This window comes from Hydrogenophaga palleronii NBRC 102513, assembly GCF_001571225.1.
GTDB classification, from domain to species: domain Bacteria; phylum Pseudomonadota; class Gammaproteobacteria; order Burkholderiales; family Burkholderiaceae_C; genus Hydrogenophaga; species Hydrogenophaga palleronii.
The window spans coordinates 34370-53651 of the sequence record NZ_BCTJ01000026.1 but is presented as its reverse complement, the minus strand read 5'-3'; the positions used below and the strand labels follow the sequence as shown (position 1 = coordinate 53651).

The window sequence follows — 19282 nt, the reverse complement described above, 5'->3', positions numbered from 1 at the left end:
CTGGTGGTCGTGTGGGCGCTCAATTTTCGGCGTCGGGCCGCTTCAGCGACGCGGCCACGCTTTTGATCTGCTCGCGCAACCAACGCCCCGCGTTGGACGCGTGGGAACGCTCGTGCCAGAGCTGGTAGTACATCATGCGGGGGAACACCACCGGGGTCGGCAGCACCTTCACCGGCAACACGCCGGTGAAGCGGTCGCAGTACTGGCGCCCGGTGGTCAGCACCAGCAGGCTGCCGGCGACCATGGCCGGAATCAGCCCGAAGTGCGGGCAGCGCGCGGTGATGTTGCGCGTCAGGCCCAGGGAGGCCAGGTGTTCGTCGATGAAGCCGCGCGCGCCGGGGTGGGTGGGTGTCGGCGCGATGTGTTCGGCGCCGAGCCAGGCCTCCGCATCCCAGCCGCGCCGCGCGGCCGGGTGCTGCTCGGAAACCAGGCACACCACCTCGTCGCCAAACAGGCGCCCGAGGTGCAGGTCTTCCGGCGGCTGCAGCCAGTTGCCGATGACCACGTCCACGTCGCCCTGGGCCAGGTGGTTGCGGTAGTCGGAATCGCGCGAGAGCGGGTGGATGTCGATCAGGCAACTGGGCGCCTGGCTCTTGATCTGCGACACCAGCTGCGGCAGGAACAGCGGGTCGAGGTAGTCGCTGGCGGCCAGGCTGAAGCGGTGGGTGGCGGTGGCCGGGTCGAAGGCGCGGGCGTCGGAGAACAGCACCTCGGCGCTGCGCAGGATGTCCGCCGCCGGCTCGATCATGCGCAGGCCCGCCACCGTCGGCACCATACCGGCGCCCGAACGCACCAGCAGCGGGTCGCCGGCCAGATCGCGCAAGCGTTTGAGCGCCGCACTGACCGCCGGCTGGTACATGCCCAGGCGCAGCGCCGCACGCGAAACACTGCGCTCGGTGAGCACGGTGTGAAGCACGCGGATCAGGTGCAGGTCAATCTTGTCGAACATGGACATGTATTTCAAACCCTTGTCATATGCGGGTGAATGGTGTTTTGGGCATTTTGGACATATCGCTGAGCATATGTTGTGCCAGGAGGCTGGCGCTATGCTGGCACGCATGAGCACTGAAATATCCGCAAAAACCCTGACATTCCTGCGCCGCGGCCAGGCCGTGACGCTGCACGACGTCGCCCCCGACCGCACCCTGCTGGAGGTGCTGCGCGAAGACCTGCACTGCACCGGCACCAAGGAAGGCTGCGGCGAAGGCGACTGCGGCGCCTGCACCGTGGTGCTGGGCGAGGCCGTCAACGGCCAGCTGGAGTACAAGGCCATCAACAGCTGCATCCGCCTCGCCCACTCGGTCGACGGGCTGGCGGTCTGGACGGTGGAAGACCTGGCGAACGACAACGGCGAGCTGCACCCCGCACAGGAAGCCATGGTGCAGTGCCACGGCAGCCAGTGCGGCTTCTGCACGCCGGGCTTCGTGATGAGCCTGTTCGGCATGTACCAGAACACGGGTGGCGGCCAGGGCATTGACCGCGCCCAGGCCCAGGCCGACCTCTCCGGCAACCTGTGCCGCTGCACCGGTTACCGCCCCATCCTCGACGCGGCGCAGCAGATGGGCGCTCTGCCCCTGCCCGCCGGCTGCGGCGTGAACGAAGCCGCCACGGTGGCGGCGCTGCAGGCGCTGCCACAGCACCCGGCCGACAGCGCCTACATGCGCCCCACCGCCCTGGCCGAGCTGCTGCAGCAGCGCGCCGCCCACCCGCAGGCCCAGGTGGTGGCCGGCTGCACCGACGTCGGCCTGTGGGTCACCAAGATGCACAAGCGCTTTGACCGCGTGCTGGACGTGACCGCCGTGCACGAGCTGCGCCAGGTCGAGCAGTACCCGCACCACATCGCCATCGGCGCGGCCGTGACGCTGACCGACGCCTACGCCGCCCTGGTGGAAGAGCGCCCCCAGCTCCAGACCTTCGCCCAGCGTTTTGCCGGCCTGCCGGTGCGCAACTCGGGCACGCTGGGTGGCAACGTGGCCAACGGCTCGCCCATTGGCGACTCGATGCCGATGCTGATCGCGCTCGGCGCCAGCGTGGTGCTGATGCGCTGGGACGCGAAGCGCCGCAGCATCGCGCACCGCGAGCTGCGCCTGGAAGACCTCTATACCGGCTACCGCACCAACGTGATGCGGCCCGACGAACTGCTGGCCTGGATCAAGGTGCCGCGCCCCACGGCCGGCGAGAGCTTCAAGGCCTACAAGATCAGCAAACGCTTCGACGACGACATCTCCGCCGTCTGCTTGGCCATCCGCACGACGGTGAAGGACGACGTGGTGCAGGACGTGTCCATCGGAGCCGGCGGCGTGGCCGCCACGCCGGCGCGCGCGCGCCAGACCGAAGCCGCGCTGCGCGGTCAGACCTGGTCAACCGCCACGGTGAAGGCCGGCATCGCCGCGCTGCGCGCCGAATTCCAGCCGATCTCCGACATGCGCGCCAGCGCCGCCTACCGCCAGACCGTGCTGGGCAACCTGCTGCAACGCTACTGGCTGGAGAGCCAGGGCCTGCAGCACATCAACCTGGAAAACCTCAACGCGGCCACGCTGGAGGCATTGGCATGAACGCACGCGATCAGAACCCGACCGACACCCCTGTGGTGATCTCCTCCCGGGCGGACGCCGTGGCCGAACCCGAGGCCAAGGCCAAGGCCCGCGCAGCCACCGCCGCACCCGCGGAAGCCCCTCGCGCCGCCGGCGTCTCGCGCTTCCACGAAAGTGCGCGCGCCCAGGTGGCCGGCGCCGCCACCTACATCGACGACATCCCCGAGGTGCGCGGCACGCTGCAGGCCGCCCCGGTGTGCTCCAACGTGCCGCACGGCAAGCTGCGCGGCATCGACGCGTCCGCTGCACTGGCGGTGCCGGGCGTGCGCGGCGTGTTCGGCGCCAGCGACATCCCGGGCGACCCGACCCTGGCCGCCTTCGCGCACGACGAACCCGTGTTCGCCAGCGAAACCGTGCAGTTCACCGGCCAGGTGATCGCCATCGTGGTGGCCGACGACGTGATGACCGCGCGCCGCGCCGCGCGTCTCGTCAAGCTCGACATCGAGCCCCTGCCCGCCGTGCTCTCGGTGCAGGAAGCCCATGCACAGGCCAGCTACGTGCTGCCGCCGGTGCACGTGAAACGCGGCGACGCGGTCGCGGCACTGGCGCGTGCGCCGCACCAGCTCGAAGGCGGCTTTGAGGTCGGCGGCCAGGAACACTTCTACCTCGAAGGCCAGATCGCCTACGTGCTGCCGCTGGAACAGAACCAGTGGTGGGTCTACTCCAGCACCCAGCACCCGGGCGAGGTGCAGCACTGGGTGTCGCACGCCCTGGGCATTGCCAACCACGCGGTCACGGTGGAATGCCGGCGCATGGGCGGCGGCTTCGGCGGCAAGGAAACGCAAGCCGGCCACCTCGCGGTGTGGGCCGCGGTGGCGGCACGCCGCCTGGGCTGCCCGGTCAAGCTGCGGCTCGACCGCGACGACGACTTCATGATCACCGGCAAGCGCCACCCCTTCGCCTACCGCTACCGCGCCGGCTTCGACGACAGCGGCCTGCTCTGCGGGCTTGATCTGGAAATGCTGGCCAACTGCGGCTTCAGCGCCGACCTCTCCGGCCCGGTGGCCGACCGCGCGATCTTCCACGCCGACAACGCCTACTTCCTGGAAGACGTGACGATCTCCAGCTACCGCTGCAAGACCAACACGCAAAGCCACACCGCCTTCCGCGGCTTCGGTGGCCCGCAGGGCGTGATCGTGATCGAGCGCATCCTGAGCGACATCGCCCAGCAGCTCGGCCTCGACCCGCTCGACGTGCGCCTGCGCAACCTCTACGGCATCGAGAGCCGCAACGTCACGCACTACCAGATGAAGGTGGAGGACAACATCCTCGAACCGCTCATGACCACGCTGGCCGACACCAGCCACTACCGCGAGCGGCGCGAGCAGATCGCGGCCTGGAACGCGCAGAGCCCGGTCATCAAGAAAGGCATTTCGCTCACGCCGGTGAAGTTCGGCATCAGCTTCACCGCCACGCTGTTCAACCAGGCGGGCGCGCTGGTGCACGTGTACACCGACGGCAGCGTGCAGGTGAACCACGGCGGCACCGAGATGGGCCAGGGCCTCAACACCAAGGTGGCCGCCATCGTCGCCGACGAACTCGGCGTGCCGTTCGAGCGCGTGCTCTCCACCGCCTCCGACACCAGCAAGGTGCCCAACGCCAGCGCCACCGCCGCCTCCAGCGGCACCGACCTGAACGGCCGCGCGGCCCAGTTCGCGGCGCGCAACGTGCGCGACAACCTGGCCGCGTTCGTGGCCGGGCTCGACGGTTGCGGCGCGGGCGCGGTGCGCTTCGAAGGTGGCCAGGTGATCACGCCCAAGACCACGCGCAGCTTCGAGGACGTGGTGCACGCGGCCTACGCCAACCGCATCCAGCTCTGGAGCGACGGTTTCTACCGCACGCCCAAGATCCACTACGACAAGACCACCCTCACCGGCCGGCCGTTCTATTACTTCGCGTATGGCGCGGCGGTCACCGAGGTCGCCATCGACACGCTCACCGGCGAGAGCCGCGTGCTCAAGGTGGACGTGTTGCACGACGTCGGCCGCAGCATCAACCCGGCCATCGACATCGGCCAGATCGAAGGCGGCTTCGTGCAGGGCATGGGCTGGCTCACCACCGAGCAGCTGGTGTGGAACGGCAAGGGCACGCTCGCCACGCACGCACCCAGCACCTACAAGATCCCGGCCACCGGCGACATCCCGGCGCACTTCAAGGTGGAACTCTGGCCCGAGGCCAACCGCGAAGACAACGTGCACGGCAGCAAGGCCGTGGGCGAGCCGCCGTTCATGCTGGCCATCAGCGTGTTCGAGGCGCTGCGCGACGCGGTGCGCCAGGCCGGCGGCGAGCCGCTGGTGATGAACGCGCCGGCGACCGCCGAAGAAGTGTTGCGCGCGCTGACCAGCGCCTGATCGCACGCTGACCGGCGCGCCCGCGCCGGCAGCGCGCGGGCCGCGGGCATGGGGCGTCGGGGATAATGGCCCCCTCTCCATGCGCCGCAACCAGGTCAGCCACGTCCGTTGAAGCCAGCCTGTGCATGGGCTCGTCATCGACTACTGGACGTGGTTTACCTTTGTTTGAACGCTACTACCGCGAACTGCTGAATTTCCTCGCGCGCAAGCTGGGCGACCGCGAACTCGCCGCCGACCTGGCACAGGAAAGTTATGCCCGCGTGTACACGGCGCACCGCCCGGGTGAGGTCGCCGAACCGCGGGCTCTGCTCTACACCACCGCACGCAACCTGGTGACCGACCACCACCGCCGCATGGCCGTGCGCGACCAGGTGCTGGTGCCCGAAGCCGACGACACCGGCACCCAAGACAACCGCATCGGCCCCGCCTCGCGCGAGCCCGATGCCCTGCTCGACGGCCGCCAGCGCCTGGCCGCCATCGAGCAGGTGCTGGGCACGCTGCCACCGCGCCCGCGCGAGGCGTTCGTGCTCTACAAGCTCGACGGCCTGAGCCGCGCCGAGGTCGCCGCCGCCATGGGCGTGAGCGTCAAGACGGTCGAGACCCACCTCCAGATCGCCATGCAGGCCTGCCTGCGCCGTCTGCAGGAACTCGACGGCGCGCCACCGGTGGCGCCCGCGCGGGCAGCCAGAAAGCCAAGGTCCGGGTGATGGCTCCGGTCTTTTTTGCACGGCATCGCCCCGCCGCATCCGGCAATCGCAGCGCCGGTGCGTCTACACCTTCGAGCACACCCACCACGCGATGATGTCCACCGCCCCCATTGACGACGGCTCGCGCCAGCGCCAGGAACTGGTCGGCTGGTTCCTGCGCCGCCAGGACAGCCACTGGGACGCACAGGACGAGCAGGCCTTCCAGCACTGGCTGAACCAGCCCGGGCACCGGCAGGCCTACAGCGCGTGGGAGGCCGACTGGCAGCTGATGGACCACCTGCCACCGGCCTCTGCCACGCGCCTGCGCGCGCAGGTTGCCGCCGAACGCGCCCGCCCGACGGTGCACACCCCCGCCCTGTCCCGCCCAGCGCCCGCACGCCGGCGCCTGCTGGCCGGTGGTTTGGCCCTCGCCGGCGCCGCCGCCATGGCCACCACCGGCGGCTGGCTGGCCTGGCAACAACACCTGGCCCAACCGGTCTACGAGCAGGCCTTCAGCACCCACCGGGGGCAACAAATCCAATTGCAGTTGCCCGACGGCTCCACGCTGCGGCTGGACACCGCCACCCGTCTGACGGCGCGCTTCTTCCCGCGCCGTCGCGAGCTGCTGCTGGAGGAAGGACAGGCGATGTTCGCCGTGGCCGCCGATGTGCAACGGCCGTTCGTGGTGACGGCGGGCGGCGTGCGGATCACGGTGGTCGGCACCCGTTTCGCGGTGCGCCTGACACCGGGCATTCCGGGCCGCGAAGGCCCGGAAGTGGCGGTGGAAGAAGGCCGCGTGCGGGTGAGCATGGCGGCTGGCACGCCGGCCGGCACCGTGCAGGCGGCCGACGACATCCTGCTGAGCGGCGGCCAGCGCCTGGTGTTCGGCGCCGACGGCCAGCGGCCGGTGCGGGTGGAGCTGGAGCCCGAGGGCGTGGCCGCCTGGCGCCACATGCCGCTGAGCTTCAGCGACGTGCCCTTGCGCCAGGCCCTGGCCGAAATGGCGCGCTATGGCGACCTGGGCATTTCCCGCATCGACCCCGCGGCGGCCGAGCTGCGCCTGAGCGGCACCATCGACCCGCGCAAGGCCGCGGCGGCGCGCCGGCTGTTGGCTCACGCCCTGCCCATCACCATCGAGCCCGGCCGCGACGGGCTGGAAGTGCACATCGCGCATTGATCGCGCGGCGGGTCTGGCGACCCTGCGCAAAAAAAGTTGCGCAACACATCCGGCAAAGTCCGGGCTGGTGCGTTTACACAAATGAGAACCATTCCCATCTTGTTTGTGAAGCCCTGTATGACCCGTCTGCTGCTGCGGCAAGCGCCGCTCGCCCTTCTCGTCTCCCTCGCCTTCGGTACCAGCCCCATCGGCGCTCAGACCACCCCGCCCAACGACGTTCCCGCTGCCGCTGCCGCGCGCGACATCCGCATTGCCTCGCAGGCCCTGGGGGATGCGCTCAACGCCTGGGCGCGCCAGACCGGCACACAGCTCGCCGTGCAACAAGCCTGGGTGGCCGGCAAAACCGCACCCGCGGTGTCCGGCCTGCTCACGCCTCGCCAGGCGCTCGACCGCCTGCTCGCGGGCAGCGGCCTGGTGGCCGAGGTGCATCAGGGCGAGGTCACCATCCGCCGCCTGCCTGCTGCGGGCGAGAGCGAGTCTTCCCTGGCCGCCGTCACCGTGACCGCCCAGGCCGAACGCAGCGAAGCGACCGAGGGCACAGGCTCCTATACCTCGTCGCAGGTCTCGCTGGGCAAAGGCCAGTCGATCCGCGAAGTGCCGCAGTCGATCAGTGTGGTCACGCGCCAGCGCATCGAAGACCAGAACATGGGCTCGATTGCGTCGGTCATGCAGCACACCACCGGCGTCACCGTGGCCAACGGTGGCAGCGGTGGTGACGCGTCGGGCTTTTACGCGCGCGGCTTTGAAATCAGCAGCATGCAGGTCGACGGCGCGGCGGTTGACTCGTTCAGCCAGAACTTCTTCAACCCCAACCTGGCCAAGTACGACAGTGTGCAGGTGGTGCGTGGCGCCGACGGCCTGTTCGCCGGCACCGGCGAACCCGGCGGCTCGGTCAACCTGGTGCGCAAACGCCCACAAGCCACACCGCAGGTGCAGACCACGTTGGCCGCCGGAAACTGGAACCAGCGCCGCGCCGAACTCGACGCCACCGGCCCGATCGCCTGGGACGGCAAGCTGCGCGGCCGTGCCGTGATCTCGCACCAGGAGCGCGACTTCCACTACGACGCCGCCGACGCGCGCAACAGCCTTGTGTACGGCATTCTGGAAACCGACCTGGGTCCGGACACCCAGCTGAGTTTCGGTGGCAGCTACGAGCGCGTCACCGACCACCCCTGGGCCGGTGGCCTGCCGCGCGCGGCGAACGGGGCCGACCTCGGCCTGCCCCGCAACACCTCGCTGATGGCGGCCTGGAACCGCTACGACATGAGCAGCCGCGAAGTCTTCGCACAACTCGACCAGAAGCTCGCGGGCGACTGGCAACTCAAGGTCCAGGCCAACTACAACCGCCTGAACAGCTACCGCCTCGCCGGCAACGCAGCGGGCGCCATCGACCCGGCAACGGGCAACGGCCTGGTGCTCGACTCGTATGGTTTCACCCATGCGTCGACCAAGAAGGGCCTGGACGTCAACGCCAACGGTTCCTTCGATCTGCTGGGCCGCCAGCACCACCTGCTGGTGGGCGGCGACTGGCAGGACGTGCACCACCAGGAAGCCTTCTCCAACGTCGAGTTTGCGCAGGCCGTGCCGCGTTACAACATCTGGAGTTTTGTGCCGGGCAACGTGCCGGCGCCGATCAACAGCTGGATGTACACCAACTGGCCGGCGTTTGGCTCGACACAGAAAGGCCTGTACTCGCGCGCCAAGCTCAGCCTCACCGACCAGCTCACCGCCGTGGCCGGTGCGCGCTACAGCAGCTTCAAGTACCAGTCGCCCAGCATCCGCTACGACAACACCGGTGCGGTCACCAGCACTGGCATGAGCGGTTACTCGGAGTCAGGCATCCTGATTCCCTACGGCGGTCTGGTCTACGACCTGAACGACCAATGGACCACCTACGCCAGCGTGGCCGAAATCCACAAGTCGCAGGCGAACCGCCTGAAGGCGCCGCTGCCGGGCCAGCCGCTGGACGCGATCACCGGGCGCAACTACGAGATCGGTGCCAAGGGTGAGTTCAACGAAGGCCGGCTCACCACCGCTTTCTCGCTCTACCGTATCGAGCGCAACGGCCAGGCCGTGCGCGACCCGAGCTACCCCAGCACCGCCGTCGGCACGCTCGGCCTGAACTGCTGCTGGCTCGACCAGGGCCAGATCACCAGCCAGGGCCTGGACGCCGAAATCAACGGCGAACTCGCACCCGGCTGGCAGCTCTACGCCGGCTACACCTACAACAGCAACCGCAACAAGGTCACCAACGTCAACTACCACTCGATCACGCCGCGCCACCTGCTGCGCCTGTGGAGCTCTTACCGCCTGCGCGACGAACTGTCGGGCTGGACCGTCGGCGGTGGTGTCAACCTGCAGAGCGCGCACTTCGTCAACGGCACGGCACGCGCCTACAACCCGGTCTCGGGCCAGTTCGACGGTGCCAACGTGCCCTTCAAGTTCACACAGGCCGGTTACGCGGTCTGGGGCGCCAGCGTGCAGTACCGCTTCGACCGCCACTGGACGGCGGCACTGAACCTGAACAACGTGTTCGACAAGGTGTACTACAAGAACGTCGGCAGCAGCAGCGGCGGCAACTGGTACGGCGAGCCGCGCAACGTGATGCTGACCCTGCGCGGGACCTTCTGATGAAACCCACGCCCCACCACCCGGTGATGCCGGAGGCCTGCTGAATGAAAGAAGGTTTTCGCCAGTGCATGGCCTGGCTGCACACCTGGACCGGGCTGACCGTCGGCTGGGTGCTGTACTTCGTGTTCGTGACCGGCACGGCCGGTTACTTCGCCTTCGAGATCGACCGCTGGATGCGGCCCGAGCTGCCGCTGCGATCAACCCAGGCCGTCGACATCACCGACGCCATCGACAAGGCACAGCACCATCTGCAGCAGGTCGGCACGGGGGCGCAGAACTGGACCATCCAGCTGCCCGGCGGGCGCACCCAGCCGCAGCTCGATGTGTCGTGGCAGAAGCCCGGTGGCACGCCAGGGCAACGCGTGCGGGCCGAACGCGCCACGCTCGACCCGCTCAGTGGTTCGGTGGTGCCGAGCGACACGGTGCGCGCCACCGGCGGCGGCCACCTGCTCTACCGCATGCACTACGAGCTGCGCTACATCCCGTACCAGACGGCCATCCGGCTGGTCGGCATCTGCACCATGTTCATGTTCATTGCGATCCTCACGGGCATCGTCACGCACAAGAAAATCTTCACCGACTTCTTCACCTTCCGGCCCGGCAAGGGGCAACGCTCGTGGCTCGACGCGCACAACCTGATCAGCGTCACCTCACTGCCCTTCTTCCTGATGATCACCTACAGCGGCCTGGTGTTCTTCATGTACCAGTACATGCCGGCCGGCGTGCAGGCGGTCTACGGTATGGAACAGGCGGGCCGCCAGCAATTTCAGGCCGAGCTCTCCCCGCTGGAACGCAACAGCAACCGCTCGCGCGCATCGGGACAGGCCGCACCCCTGGTGCCGCTGGCACCGATCGCCAGACAGGCCGAGCAGCAATGGGGCGCGGGCCAGGTGGGCAGCGTCTCGGTGCGCCACCCCGGCGACGCCGCGGCCGTGATCACCGTGCGCTCACGCACCGACCGCAACAACGCGGTGCACGGCGCCACCCTGCGCTTCAACGGCACCACGGGCGAGGCCTTGCCCGAACCCCCAACGCCCAGCGGCGCACAACAGACCTCCAGCACCCTGCTGGCCCTGCATGAAGGCCACTTTGCCGGGCCGCTGCTGCGCTGGCTCTACTTTCTCGCCGGCCTGCTGGGCTGCGCCATGATCGCCACCGGCCTGGTGCTGTGGACCACCAAACGCAAGGTCCAGCAGGACAAGCGGGCCAAGGCCGGGCAAGGCCCGGCGTTCGGCTTTCGCCTGGTGCAGTGCCTCAACATCGGCAGCATCGCGGGCCTGCCGGTGGCCGTGGCGGTGTACTTCTGGGCCAACCGCCTGATCCCCGCCGACTTCGCCGGCCGCCGCGACTGGGAGGTGCACGCCATGTTCATCGCCTGGGGCCTGATGCTGGTCTACCCGGCCGTGCGCCCGGCCCTGCGCGCCTGGGTGGACGAGCTCTGGCTCGCCGCCGCGGCCTTCGCGCTGCTGCCCGTGCTCAACCTGTTCACCACCGAGCGGCACCTGGGCGTGACCGTGCCAGCCGGAGACTGGGTGCTGGCCGGTTTTGACCTGACCGCGCTGGCACTGGGCCTGTGTTTCGCCTGGGCGGCCCTGCGCGTGCGGCGCAAGCTGCAACCCGGCGCTGCGCCGGCCCGTGTGCCGCGCAAGGCCGCCACCGGCATCGAGCCCGCGTGAACGCCTTGCGCACGCTTCGCCATACCCACACCGGTTTTCAGGAATCACCCATGTTCAAGACGACGCTACCCACCGCCGCCGCCAGCGTGGCCATGCTGCGGCGCGTGTGCACACCGGGCGCGGACCTGCGCTACCGCGGCAGCGTGGCCGCCCGCGTGCTGGCCGCCAGCCTCGGGGCCTACGCCCTCACCTCGCTCGCCACCGCCACACTGGCCCTGCTGCTGCCCCGGCTGAGCGTCACCACGCGCGCCGAGGCCGTGCTGGTGGCTTCGCTCTGGAGCTTCGCCATCGGCGCCGTGATCGTGATGTGGGTCTTCACCACACGCAGCGCCCGGCGTGCCTGGCTGGGGCTGGGCATCACCGCGGCCGTGCTCGGCCCGCTGCTGTGGTGGTTGAGGCAGAGCGCATGAACAGCCTGTGCTTGTCCCTGCTGGCGTTCGGCCTGTGTTTCGCCGGCATGGCCGCCTTGAGCCTGGCCATGGACCGCCACCACGAACAGCTCAATGGGCGGGGTGAACCGAGCCGCGCGCAACGCCTCACACGGCGCGGCCTCGGCACGCTGCTCCTGCTGCTGGCCCTGCGGCCCTGCCTGCAAGCCAGCGGCCTGGGCGTGGGCCTGGTTGCCTGGTGCGCCTGGCTCGCCGCGGGCGCCCTGCTCGTCGCCTTGACGCTGCCCTACCGGCCGCGCTGGACCTTGCGCGCGGCGGTCCTGTCCGGCGGCCTCTCGCTGCTCGCCTTGCCGTTCGCCTGAAGCCTTTGCCTGCGGCGTGCAGGCAGCAGCGCGCACACGGATTGACAGAAGATGTTGCCGCAAGCGCGGGCACATCCACCGCCTGCATGGCGCATTTTCCGGGCACGCCATTTGCCGCGCACGGGGCACCCACTCCAGAGGAGGCCCCAGATGTACCCACACCACGCCTTGCCACCCGATCAGGCCCTGGCCGAGCGGCCGGGGGACTATTCGGACCCGGAGCTGAAGGAGTACGCCGACGAACAGGCGCAGGACCTGCTGGAGTCGGTGGTGCACTTCATGCCCCTCGTGCTGCCGGTGATGGCGGCCATCCTGATCTTCATGCTGGCCTTCATCGCCGTGTTCATGGCCTGAGCGGCGCGGCTCGCCGGCAGCGTCAGACGGGGTCGCTGAACAGGCCCGGGTAGGCCTCGTGCAGCGGCATCGCGGTGCCCACCGAGGTCGGGTCGTAACCCAGCAGGGTGGCCAACGTGTCGCGAAAGGCCGGGCTGCGCAACGAGGCCAGCACCTCCTGCAGGGCGGGCGTGGGCACCAGGTCGTCGCGGCAGAGCAGGAAGTAACGTTCGCTGGCGATGGGCACAAAGTCCAGCTTGAAATGGCGCGCCGGGGTCTCCAGGCCAAAGCCCACATCGGCCATGCCGCTGGCCACATAGGCGGCCACGGCCGCGTGCGTGTACTCGCCGTGTTCGAAGCCGGCAATGTCCGTGGGCACGATGCCCTGGGCCTTGAGCAAACCCTCCAGCAGCAGCCGTGTGCCGGAGCCGGACTGGCGGTTGATCAGCCGCACCTGCGGCCGCGTCAGGTCGGCCAGGCTGTACAGCTCCTTCGGGTTGCCCGCGCGCACCATCAGGCCCTGGCGCCGGGTGGCGATGTCGACCAGTGTGAGGCCCAGGCCTTGCAACCACGGGCGGTAGTGCGCCAGCGCCGCGCCCTCCATCGCACCGAGCGGAATGTGCAAACCCGCGATGTCGCACGCGCCTTCGCGCAGCGCGGCGGCAGCGGCGGAGCTGCTGGCATAGGAAAACGCCAGCTTCAGCCCGTCGCGTGTCAGCTGTTCGATCAGGCGCTCGATGGCAAAGCCGTGGCTGGCCTGAATGCGCAGCACCGCCGGGCCTTCGCTGAGCGGGCCGCGCAGCTCTTCGGCGAGTTCGGAGGACAGGCTCTCCAGCGCCGGACGCAGCCGCGCATGGATGCGCTTGTCGGCCCAGACGATGCGCGTGCCCAGTTCGGTGAGCGTTGAACCTTTGCCACGCTCCATCACCATCAACGGTGTCCTGAACAGCTGCTCGCCCTCACGCACCACGTCCCACGCGCGGCGGTACGACATGCCGAGCACACGCGCGGCCTGCAGCAGGCTGCCGGTCTCGACCACCTGCACCAGCAGCTCGATGAGGCGTGCCGGCAAGGCAGGGCCTTCCGGGTCCTGGATGGTCCACACCGGGCGGATGGAAACCTGCTTCATGGAACTCGGTGCGGGTTGCGCATATGCAGCGCGGTGCCATTGCACTGGAAGGTTTTCTTCATATTGCGCAGGGTGTCGGTCGAGGGAATGATTGACGCACGTCATGGCGCCGCCGTGATTCTCGCCCGGAATGCCGGCGCAGCAACCCGTGACATCGGGCCACCCGCCACGCGCACCGTGGACCCGCAGGAATACACCGCCATGAACGAACAGAAGATCGAGTTTTACACCGGCCCGGCCGGCGGCTGGGGCGCCCTGAACAGCGTGAAGAACGCGCTGCTGCGGCAGGACATTCCCATCAAGGGCGCCAAGACGCTGCTGTCGGCCAACCAGCCCGATGGTTTCGACTGCCCCGGCTGTGCCTGGCCCGACCGCAACCACGCCTCGACCTTCGAGTTCTGCGAGAACGGTGTGAAAGCCGTGGCCGCCGAAGCCACGGCGCGGCGCGCCGGCCCCGAGCTGTTCGAGCGCTACACCGTGGCCGAGCTGGCCGAACAGAGCGACTTCTGGCTGGAAGACCAGGGCCGCCTGACGCACCCCATGGTGTACGACGCCCTGACCGACAAGTACCGCCCGATCAGTTGGGACGAAGCCTTCGTGATGGTGGCGCGCCACCTCAATGCCCTGCCCGATCCCAACCAGGCGATGTTCTACACCTCGGGCCGCGCCAGCAACGAGGCGGCCTTCCTGTACCAGCTGTTCGTGCGCGAGTACGGCACCAACAACTTCCCCGACTGCTCCAACATGTGCCACGAGCCCTCGGGCAGCGGCATGCGGCCGCAGATCGGCGTGGCCAAGGGCACGGTGACGCTGGAAGACTTCGAACACGCCGAGGCGATCTTCATCTTCGGCCAGAACCCCGGCACCAACCACCCACGCATGCTGGGCGAGCTGCGTGCGGCGCACAAGCGCGGCGCGCAGATCGTCAGCTTCAACCCGCTGCGCGAGCGTGGCCTGGAACGTTTCCAGGACCCGCAGAGCAAGATGGAAATGGCCACGCTGGGCTCCACGCCCATCAGCACGCACTACTTCCAGCTGCGCGGCGGCGGTGACCTGGCGGCCGTCAAGGGCATGATGAAACGCCTGCTGGAACGGCAGGACGCCGGTGAAGACGTGCTGGACCAGGCCTTCATCGCCGAACACACGACCGGCTTCGACGCGCTCGCGGCCGACCTGCGCGCCGAATCGTGGGAACTCATCACCGAAGAAGCCGGCCTCACGCTGGAGCAGATCCACAGCGCGGCCGACATCTACGCCGCTGCCAAAAGTGCCATCTTCTGCTGGGGCATGGGCATCACCCAGCACCACCAGGCGGTGGCCACCATCCAGATGATGGTCAACATGCTCATGCTGCGTGGCAACCTCGGCCGCGAGGGCGCGGGCGCCTGCCCGGTGCGTGGCCACAGCAACGTTCAGGGCGACCGCACCATGGGCATCTGGGAGAAGCCGCCGGCCGCGCTGCTGGACCGGCTGCAACAGGTGTTCGGCTTCGAGCCGCCGCGCGAACACGGCGTGGACACGGTGGAGGCCATCCAGCACATGCTCGACGGCAAGGGCAAGGTGTTCTTTGCACTCGGTGGCAACTTCGCCGCCGCCACGCCCGACACCTACCAGACCTGGAAGGCCTTGCGCCAGTGCGAGCTGACGGTGCACGTGACCACCAAACTCAACCGCAGCCACATCGTGCACGGCAAGGAAGCGCTGATCCTGCCCTGCCTGGGCCGCACCGAGATCGACATGCAGGCCAGCGGCCCGCAGGGCGTGACGGTGGAAGACTCGATGAGCATGGTGCACATCTCCACCGGCATCAACCCGCCGGCCAGTGAGCTGCTGCTGTCCGAGCCCGCCATCGTCGCGCGCCTGGCCGCGGCCACGCTGGGCAGTGGCGAGCCCCCACGCTCCCCCGCAACGCGAGGTCCGCTGCCCCCCGAGGGGGCTGCCCCCGGCCTTGGGGCGGCCCGGCGGCCAAGGAGCCAGACCCCGTGGCTGTGGCTGATCGAAGACTACGCACGCATCCGCGACCAGATCGAGAAGGTGTTCGACGACTTCAAGGACTTCAACGCCCGCGTCGCCGTGCCCGGCGGCTTCCGCCTGCGCAACACCGCGAGCGAACGGGTCTGGGCCACGCCGGCGAACAAGGCCACCTTCTTCCCGCACCCGGTGCCACGCGACACACCGGTGCACCGCGCGCGCCAGTCGATGAAGGACAAGCAGCGCGACACCATCGTCTTCTCGCTGCTCACCACCCGTTCGCACGACCAGTACAACACCACCATCTACGGCATGGACGACCGCTACCGCGGCGTGTTCGGCCAGCGCCGCGTGGTCTTCATCAACGCCGAAGACATCCGCGCCCTGGGCCTGCGCGACGGCGACTGGGTGGACCTGCACACCGTGTGGAACGACGACCAGCAACGCCGCGCCGACAAGTTCAAGCTGGTCGCGTACGACATCCCGCGTGGTTGCCTGGCGGCCTACTACCCCGAGACCAACCCGCTGGTGCCACTCTCGGCCACCGCCATCGTGGCGGGCACGCCGACCTCCAAGGCGATCCCGGTGCTGCTCAAGCCACACGAACTGAAGCACGACAGCAAGCTGCTGGCGCCCGACGCGGCCGCGTCCGAAGCCACCGCAGCGGCCACGGCCTGAGGCCATGACAGGCTTCGATCCCCTCACCCCCCTCGCGGCGGCCCTGCTGCGCGAACTCGCCGCCGAAACGCGCGCCGGGGACGCCGGCATGTCGCTGCCGCGCCTGGGCAAACGCCTGGGCCAGGGTGTGAGCGTTCTGCTGCGCCAGCTGTCCCTGATGGGCGACGCCGCCATCGGCGGTGTGCGCGGCCCGGGCTGGGTGCAGGTGCACCAGCACGAAGAGCGCTGGATCGCACAGCTCACGCCCGCCGGGCGCGCACGCGCCGAGGCCCTGCCCCCGGCGGTGGACGCCGCATGAAGGCACCGTTGCCGGTCCACACCGATGGCGCGCCGCCCAGCGGCGTGCGCCCGTTCGAGGTCGTGGCCCTTGCCGACGGCAGCGCCACCGCCGCCAGCGACTGGCTGGCCGACGAGGTGCCGGTGGCGCTGATCTTCAACGGCATCTCGCACGCCGTGATGATGGCCACGCCGGCCGACCTGGAAGACTTCGCGCTCGGCTTCTCGCTCACCGAAGGCCTGCTGCGCGACCGTTCGGAACTGCGCGGCATCGACGTGTTGCCCACACCGGCCGGCATCGAGGTGCACCTGGAGGTGTCGAGCGAATGCGAGTGGCGCCTCAAGGAACGCCGGCGCAACCTCACCGGGCGCACCGGCTGCGGCCTGTGCGGCACCGATTCCTTGTCGATGGTGCGCCAGACCCTGCCGGTGTTGCCCGAGGTGATGGTCACGCCCGCTGCCGTTACACACGCGGTGCGCGCCCTGCGTTCACAGCAGCCGCGCCAGCAGATCACCGGCGCCACGCACGCGGCGGCGCTGTGCCGCCTGGACGACGGCGCCATCGTGCTCGCGCGTGAAGACGTGGGCCGGCACAACGCGCTCGACAAACTCATCGGCGCGGCCCTGCGCCAGGGCATCGACAGCCGCCAGCACTTCATCGCCGTCACCAGCCGCGCCAGTTTCGAGATGGTGCAAAAGGCCGCACACGCCGGCGTCTCGGTGCTGGCCGCCGTGTCGGCACCGACCGCGATGGCGGTGGATCTGGCGCTGGAGGCGCGCCTGCTGCTGCTGGGTTTTGTGCGCGAAGAGCGCCTGGTGGCCTACACCTTCGCCGAGCGCATCGTGCCGCAGGCGGCGCTGGCCACGGCCGACTGAGCTTCGGCCCTCCACGACCTGCACGGCCACGCCGCAGCCCGCAGGCAGAATGAGAATGCGCCCGCCTGCCGGGCGCATTCAGACATGACCTCCTATCTCTTCGTGCTCGCAGTCGGGCTGGTGGCGGGCGCCGTGAGCGGCGTGATCGGCACCGGCTCGTCGCTCATGCTGCTGCCGGTGCTGGTGTTCGCCTACGGCCCCAAACAGGCCGTACCCATCATGGCGGTGGCGGCGGTGATGGCCAATGCCGCGCGTGTGCTGGCCTGGTGGCGGCTGGTGGACTGGAAGGCCGTGGCCGCCTACGCATTGCCCGGCGCGCTCGGTGCCGCGCTCGGCGCACGCACCCTGCTGGCCTTGCGGCCGGAAGTGATCGAGGCGGCACTCGGCCTGTTCCTGCTCGCCATGGTGCCCTGGCGGCGCCGGCACACCGGCCGCGGTCGGCGGCTCGGGCTGCACCACATCGCCCTGGCCGGTGCGTTGATCGGTTTCCTCACCGGCCTGGTGCTGTCCACCGGGCCACTCAGCGTGCCGGTGTTCCTGGCCTATGGCCTCAGCGGCGGCGCCTTCCTGTCCACCGAGGCCGCGAGCTCGCTGCTGCTCTATGTGAGCAAGGTGCTCACCTTCCACCAGCTGGGCGCGCTGCCGCCGAGCACGCTGCTGCAGGGCGTGATCGTCGGCAGCTCGCTCATGGCCGGCACCTTTGTCGGCAAGGCCGTGGTGTTGCGCCTGCGGCCCGAGACCTTGTCGCTGCTGCTGGACGCGCTGATGCTGGCCTCGGGCCTGTCCTTGTTGTGGGCGGCGTGGCACTGACATCCTCGGCCGTGATACTTCGCACTTCAACCCGATTTGGGTCTATGTTCGATCTTGTCGGGTCGAGTTCGACCACCTAGCATCCGTCTCCAGTGCCACACCACGATGGCACACAACGGAGACAAGACGTGAACCTCAAAGGGCTGAAGAGCGGTGAGCGGACGGTGCTGGACCACGTGTTCTGGGCCAACGGCATCTCGCGCGACGCGCTGGCGTCGGCTTCCGCTTTTTCCAAGACCCGCGCCAATGCCGCCGTGGCCGAACTGCTGGAGCAGGGCCTGCTGGAGGAAACCGGCGAACAGGTTCCCACCGGCGGGCGCCGCGCCGAAACCCTGCGCCTGAGCCGCCACCTGGGTGTGCTGATCGGCGTGGCGGTCGGCGCCACCGGGCTCGAAGTGGGCGTGCTCAGCCCCGACCTGACCGTGCTGGCCCACCACAGCGAACCGGCCAATGTGGGCGACGGCCCCGGGCCGGTGCTCTCGCGCATCCGCGCCCTCATGCGCGAACTGCTGGCCGGCTGCAGCGTGGCGCCGCGCCAGGTGATCGCCATCGGCATCGGCGTGCCCGGCCCAGTGGATTTCGACAGCGGCCAGCTGGTGAGCCCGCCGCTCATGCCGCAGTGGGACGGCTATTCGATCCGCGACGACATCGCGCAGGACTTCAACGCCCCGGTGTTCGTGGACAACGACGTCAACCTGATGGCGCTGGGCGAACTCTGGCGCCGGCAGCGCAGCCTGCAGAATTTTCTGGTGGTCAAGGTCGGCACCGGCGTTGGTTGCGGCATCGTCTGCCACGGCCAGGTCTACCGCGGTGCCAACGGTTCGGCCGGCGACGTGGGCCACATCTGCGTGGTGCCCGACGGCCCACGCTGCCATTGCGGCAACCTGGGTTGCGTGGAAACCATGGCCGCCGGCCCGGCCATCGCGCGCATGGCAACCGACGCCGCAGAAGCCGGGCAAAGCCCGATGCTGGCGCGCCTGCTGGCCGAACGCGGTGGCTTGCGCCTGCAGGACGTGGCCCAGGCCAGCCGCGCCGGCGACATGGCGGCCAACCAGGTGGTGCAGCGCTCGGGTGCGCTGGTGGGCCAGATGCTGGCCTCGGTGGTGAACTTCTTCAACCCCTCCCACGTGTTCATCGGCGGCGGCATCATGCGCGTCGGCCCCCTCTTTCTGGCAGCGGTGCGCCAGAGCGTGTACCACCGCTCGCTGGCGCTGTCGACGCGCCACCTCGACATCCAGTACACCCCGCTGGGTGACCGCGCCGGCCTCATCGGCGCGGGCGTGCTCGCCATGCAGGAAAGCCTGCGCAACATGGAGGCCGTGTGACCCACTCCAACCCGCCCC

The 19282-nt window shown here is 69.2% G+C and carries 16 protein-coding genes; 14 read left to right on the top strand and 2 right to left on the bottom strand.

Features of this window, described 5'->3' with window-relative positions; all coding sequences use genetic code 11:
* Positions 1-19: 19 nt before the first annotated feature.
* Positions 20-955 carry a LysR family transcriptional regulator gene (locus tag HPA01S_RS16720; protein WP_370670998.1) on the bottom strand — a complete coding sequence of 312 codons (936 nt, stop codon included), beginning with the start codon at positions 953-955 and terminating at the stop codon, positions 20-22.
* A 103-nt stretch (positions 956-1058) separates the two neighbouring features.
* Here HPA01S_RS16720 and xdhA point away from each other — a divergent pair, with 103 nt between their 5' ends.
* From xdhA to HPA01S_RS16675, 9 genes are all read left to right on the top strand, one after another.
* Positions 1059-2555: a xanthine dehydrogenase small subunit gene (xdhA, locus tag HPA01S_RS16715; protein WP_066271915.1), complete on the top strand. Its 1497-nt coding sequence runs from the start codon at positions 1059-1061 to the stop codon at positions 2553-2555.
* On the top strand, positions 2552-4945 hold the full coding sequence (gene xdhB, locus HPA01S_RS16710) for a xanthine dehydrogenase molybdopterin binding subunit (RefSeq protein WP_066271900.1): 2394 nt from the start codon (positions 2552-2554) through the stop codon (positions 4943-4945). Before xdhA ends, xdhB begins: the two co-directional genes overlap by 4 nt.
* A gap of 161 nt (positions 4946-5106) precedes the next feature.
* Positions 5107-5652 carry a sigma-70 family RNA polymerase sigma factor gene (locus HPA01S_RS16705; protein WP_066271899.1) on the top strand — a complete coding sequence of 182 codons (546 nt, stop codon included), beginning with the start codon at positions 5107-5109 and terminating at the stop codon, positions 5650-5652.
* A 94-nt stretch (positions 5653-5746) separates the two neighbouring features.
* Positions 5747-6808 carry a FecR family protein gene (locus tag HPA01S_RS16700; protein WP_169801547.1) on the top strand — a complete coding sequence of 354 codons (1062 nt, stop codon included), beginning with the start codon at positions 5747-5749 and terminating at the stop codon, positions 6806-6808.
* Positions 6809-6925: 117 nt separating this feature from the next.
* On the top strand, positions 6926-9439 hold the full coding sequence (locus tag HPA01S_RS16695; protein WP_066271897.1) for a TonB-dependent siderophore receptor: 2514 nt from the start codon (positions 6926-6928) through the stop codon (positions 9437-9439).
* Positions 9440-9483: 44 nt separating this feature from the next.
* Positions 9484-11115 (top strand): PepSY-associated TM helix domain-containing protein, encoded by a 1632-nt coding sequence (locus HPA01S_RS16690; RefSeq protein WP_066271896.1) that lies wholly within the window; start codon positions 9484-9486, stop codon positions 11113-11115.
* A gap of 50 nt (positions 11116-11165) precedes the next feature.
* Positions 11166-11525: a DUF3649 domain-containing protein gene (locus tag HPA01S_RS16685; protein ID WP_245638679.1), complete on the top strand. Its 360-nt coding sequence runs from the start codon at positions 11166-11168 to the stop codon at positions 11523-11525.
* On the top strand, positions 11522-11866 hold the full coding sequence (locus HPA01S_RS16680; protein WP_066271895.1) for a DUF3325 domain-containing protein: 345 nt from the start codon (positions 11522-11524) through the stop codon (positions 11864-11866). Before HPA01S_RS16685 ends, HPA01S_RS16680 begins: the two co-directional genes overlap by 4 nt.
* 150 nt (positions 11867-12016) lie before the next feature.
* Positions 12017-12220, top strand: coding sequence for a hypothetical protein (locus tag HPA01S_RS16675; protein ID WP_066271894.1), 204 nt, complete (start codon positions 12017-12019; stop codon positions 12218-12220).
* A gap of 22 nt (positions 12221-12242) precedes the next feature.
* Here the strand turns inward: HPA01S_RS16675 and HPA01S_RS16670 are convergent, their stop codons facing one another.
* Positions 12243-13328, bottom strand: a complete 1086-nt coding sequence (locus HPA01S_RS16670) for a substrate-binding domain-containing protein (protein ID WP_066271893.1) — start codon at positions 13326-13328, stop codon at positions 12243-12245.
* Positions 13329-13529: 201 nt separating this feature from the next.
* Between HPA01S_RS16670 and HPA01S_RS16665 the strand changes: the two genes are divergently transcribed.
* From HPA01S_RS16665 to HPA01S_RS16645, 5 genes are all read left to right on the top strand, one after another.
* Entirely contained in the window at positions 13530-15977 is a 2448-nt protein-coding gene (locus HPA01S_RS16665) for an FdhF/YdeP family oxidoreductase (protein ID WP_066271913.1), read from the top strand.
* 4 nt (positions 15978-15981) lie between these two features.
* Positions 15982-16275, top strand: coding sequence for a hypothetical protein (locus tag HPA01S_RS16660; RefSeq protein WP_066271892.1), 294 nt, complete (start codon positions 15982-15984; stop codon positions 16273-16275).
* A complete protein-coding gene (fdhD, locus tag HPA01S_RS16655; RefSeq protein ID WP_066271891.1) occupies positions 16272-17129 on the top strand; it encodes a formate dehydrogenase accessory sulfurtransferase FdhD in 858 nt (285 codons plus the stop codon). The genes HPA01S_RS16660 and fdhD overlap by 4 nt, the downstream gene beginning before the upstream one ends.
* Before the next feature lie 84 nt (positions 17130-17213).
* On the top strand, positions 17214-17939 hold the full coding sequence (locus HPA01S_RS16650; RefSeq protein WP_066271890.1) for a sulfite exporter TauE/SafE family protein: 726 nt from the start codon (positions 17214-17216) through the stop codon (positions 17937-17939).
* Between the two features lie 128 nt (positions 17940-18067).
* Positions 18068-19264 carry an ROK family protein gene (locus tag HPA01S_RS16645; protein ID WP_084360756.1) on the top strand — a complete coding sequence of 399 codons (1197 nt, stop codon included), beginning with the start codon at positions 18068-18070 and terminating at the stop codon, positions 19262-19264.
* The last annotated feature ends 18 nt before the right edge of the window (positions 19265-19282 follow it).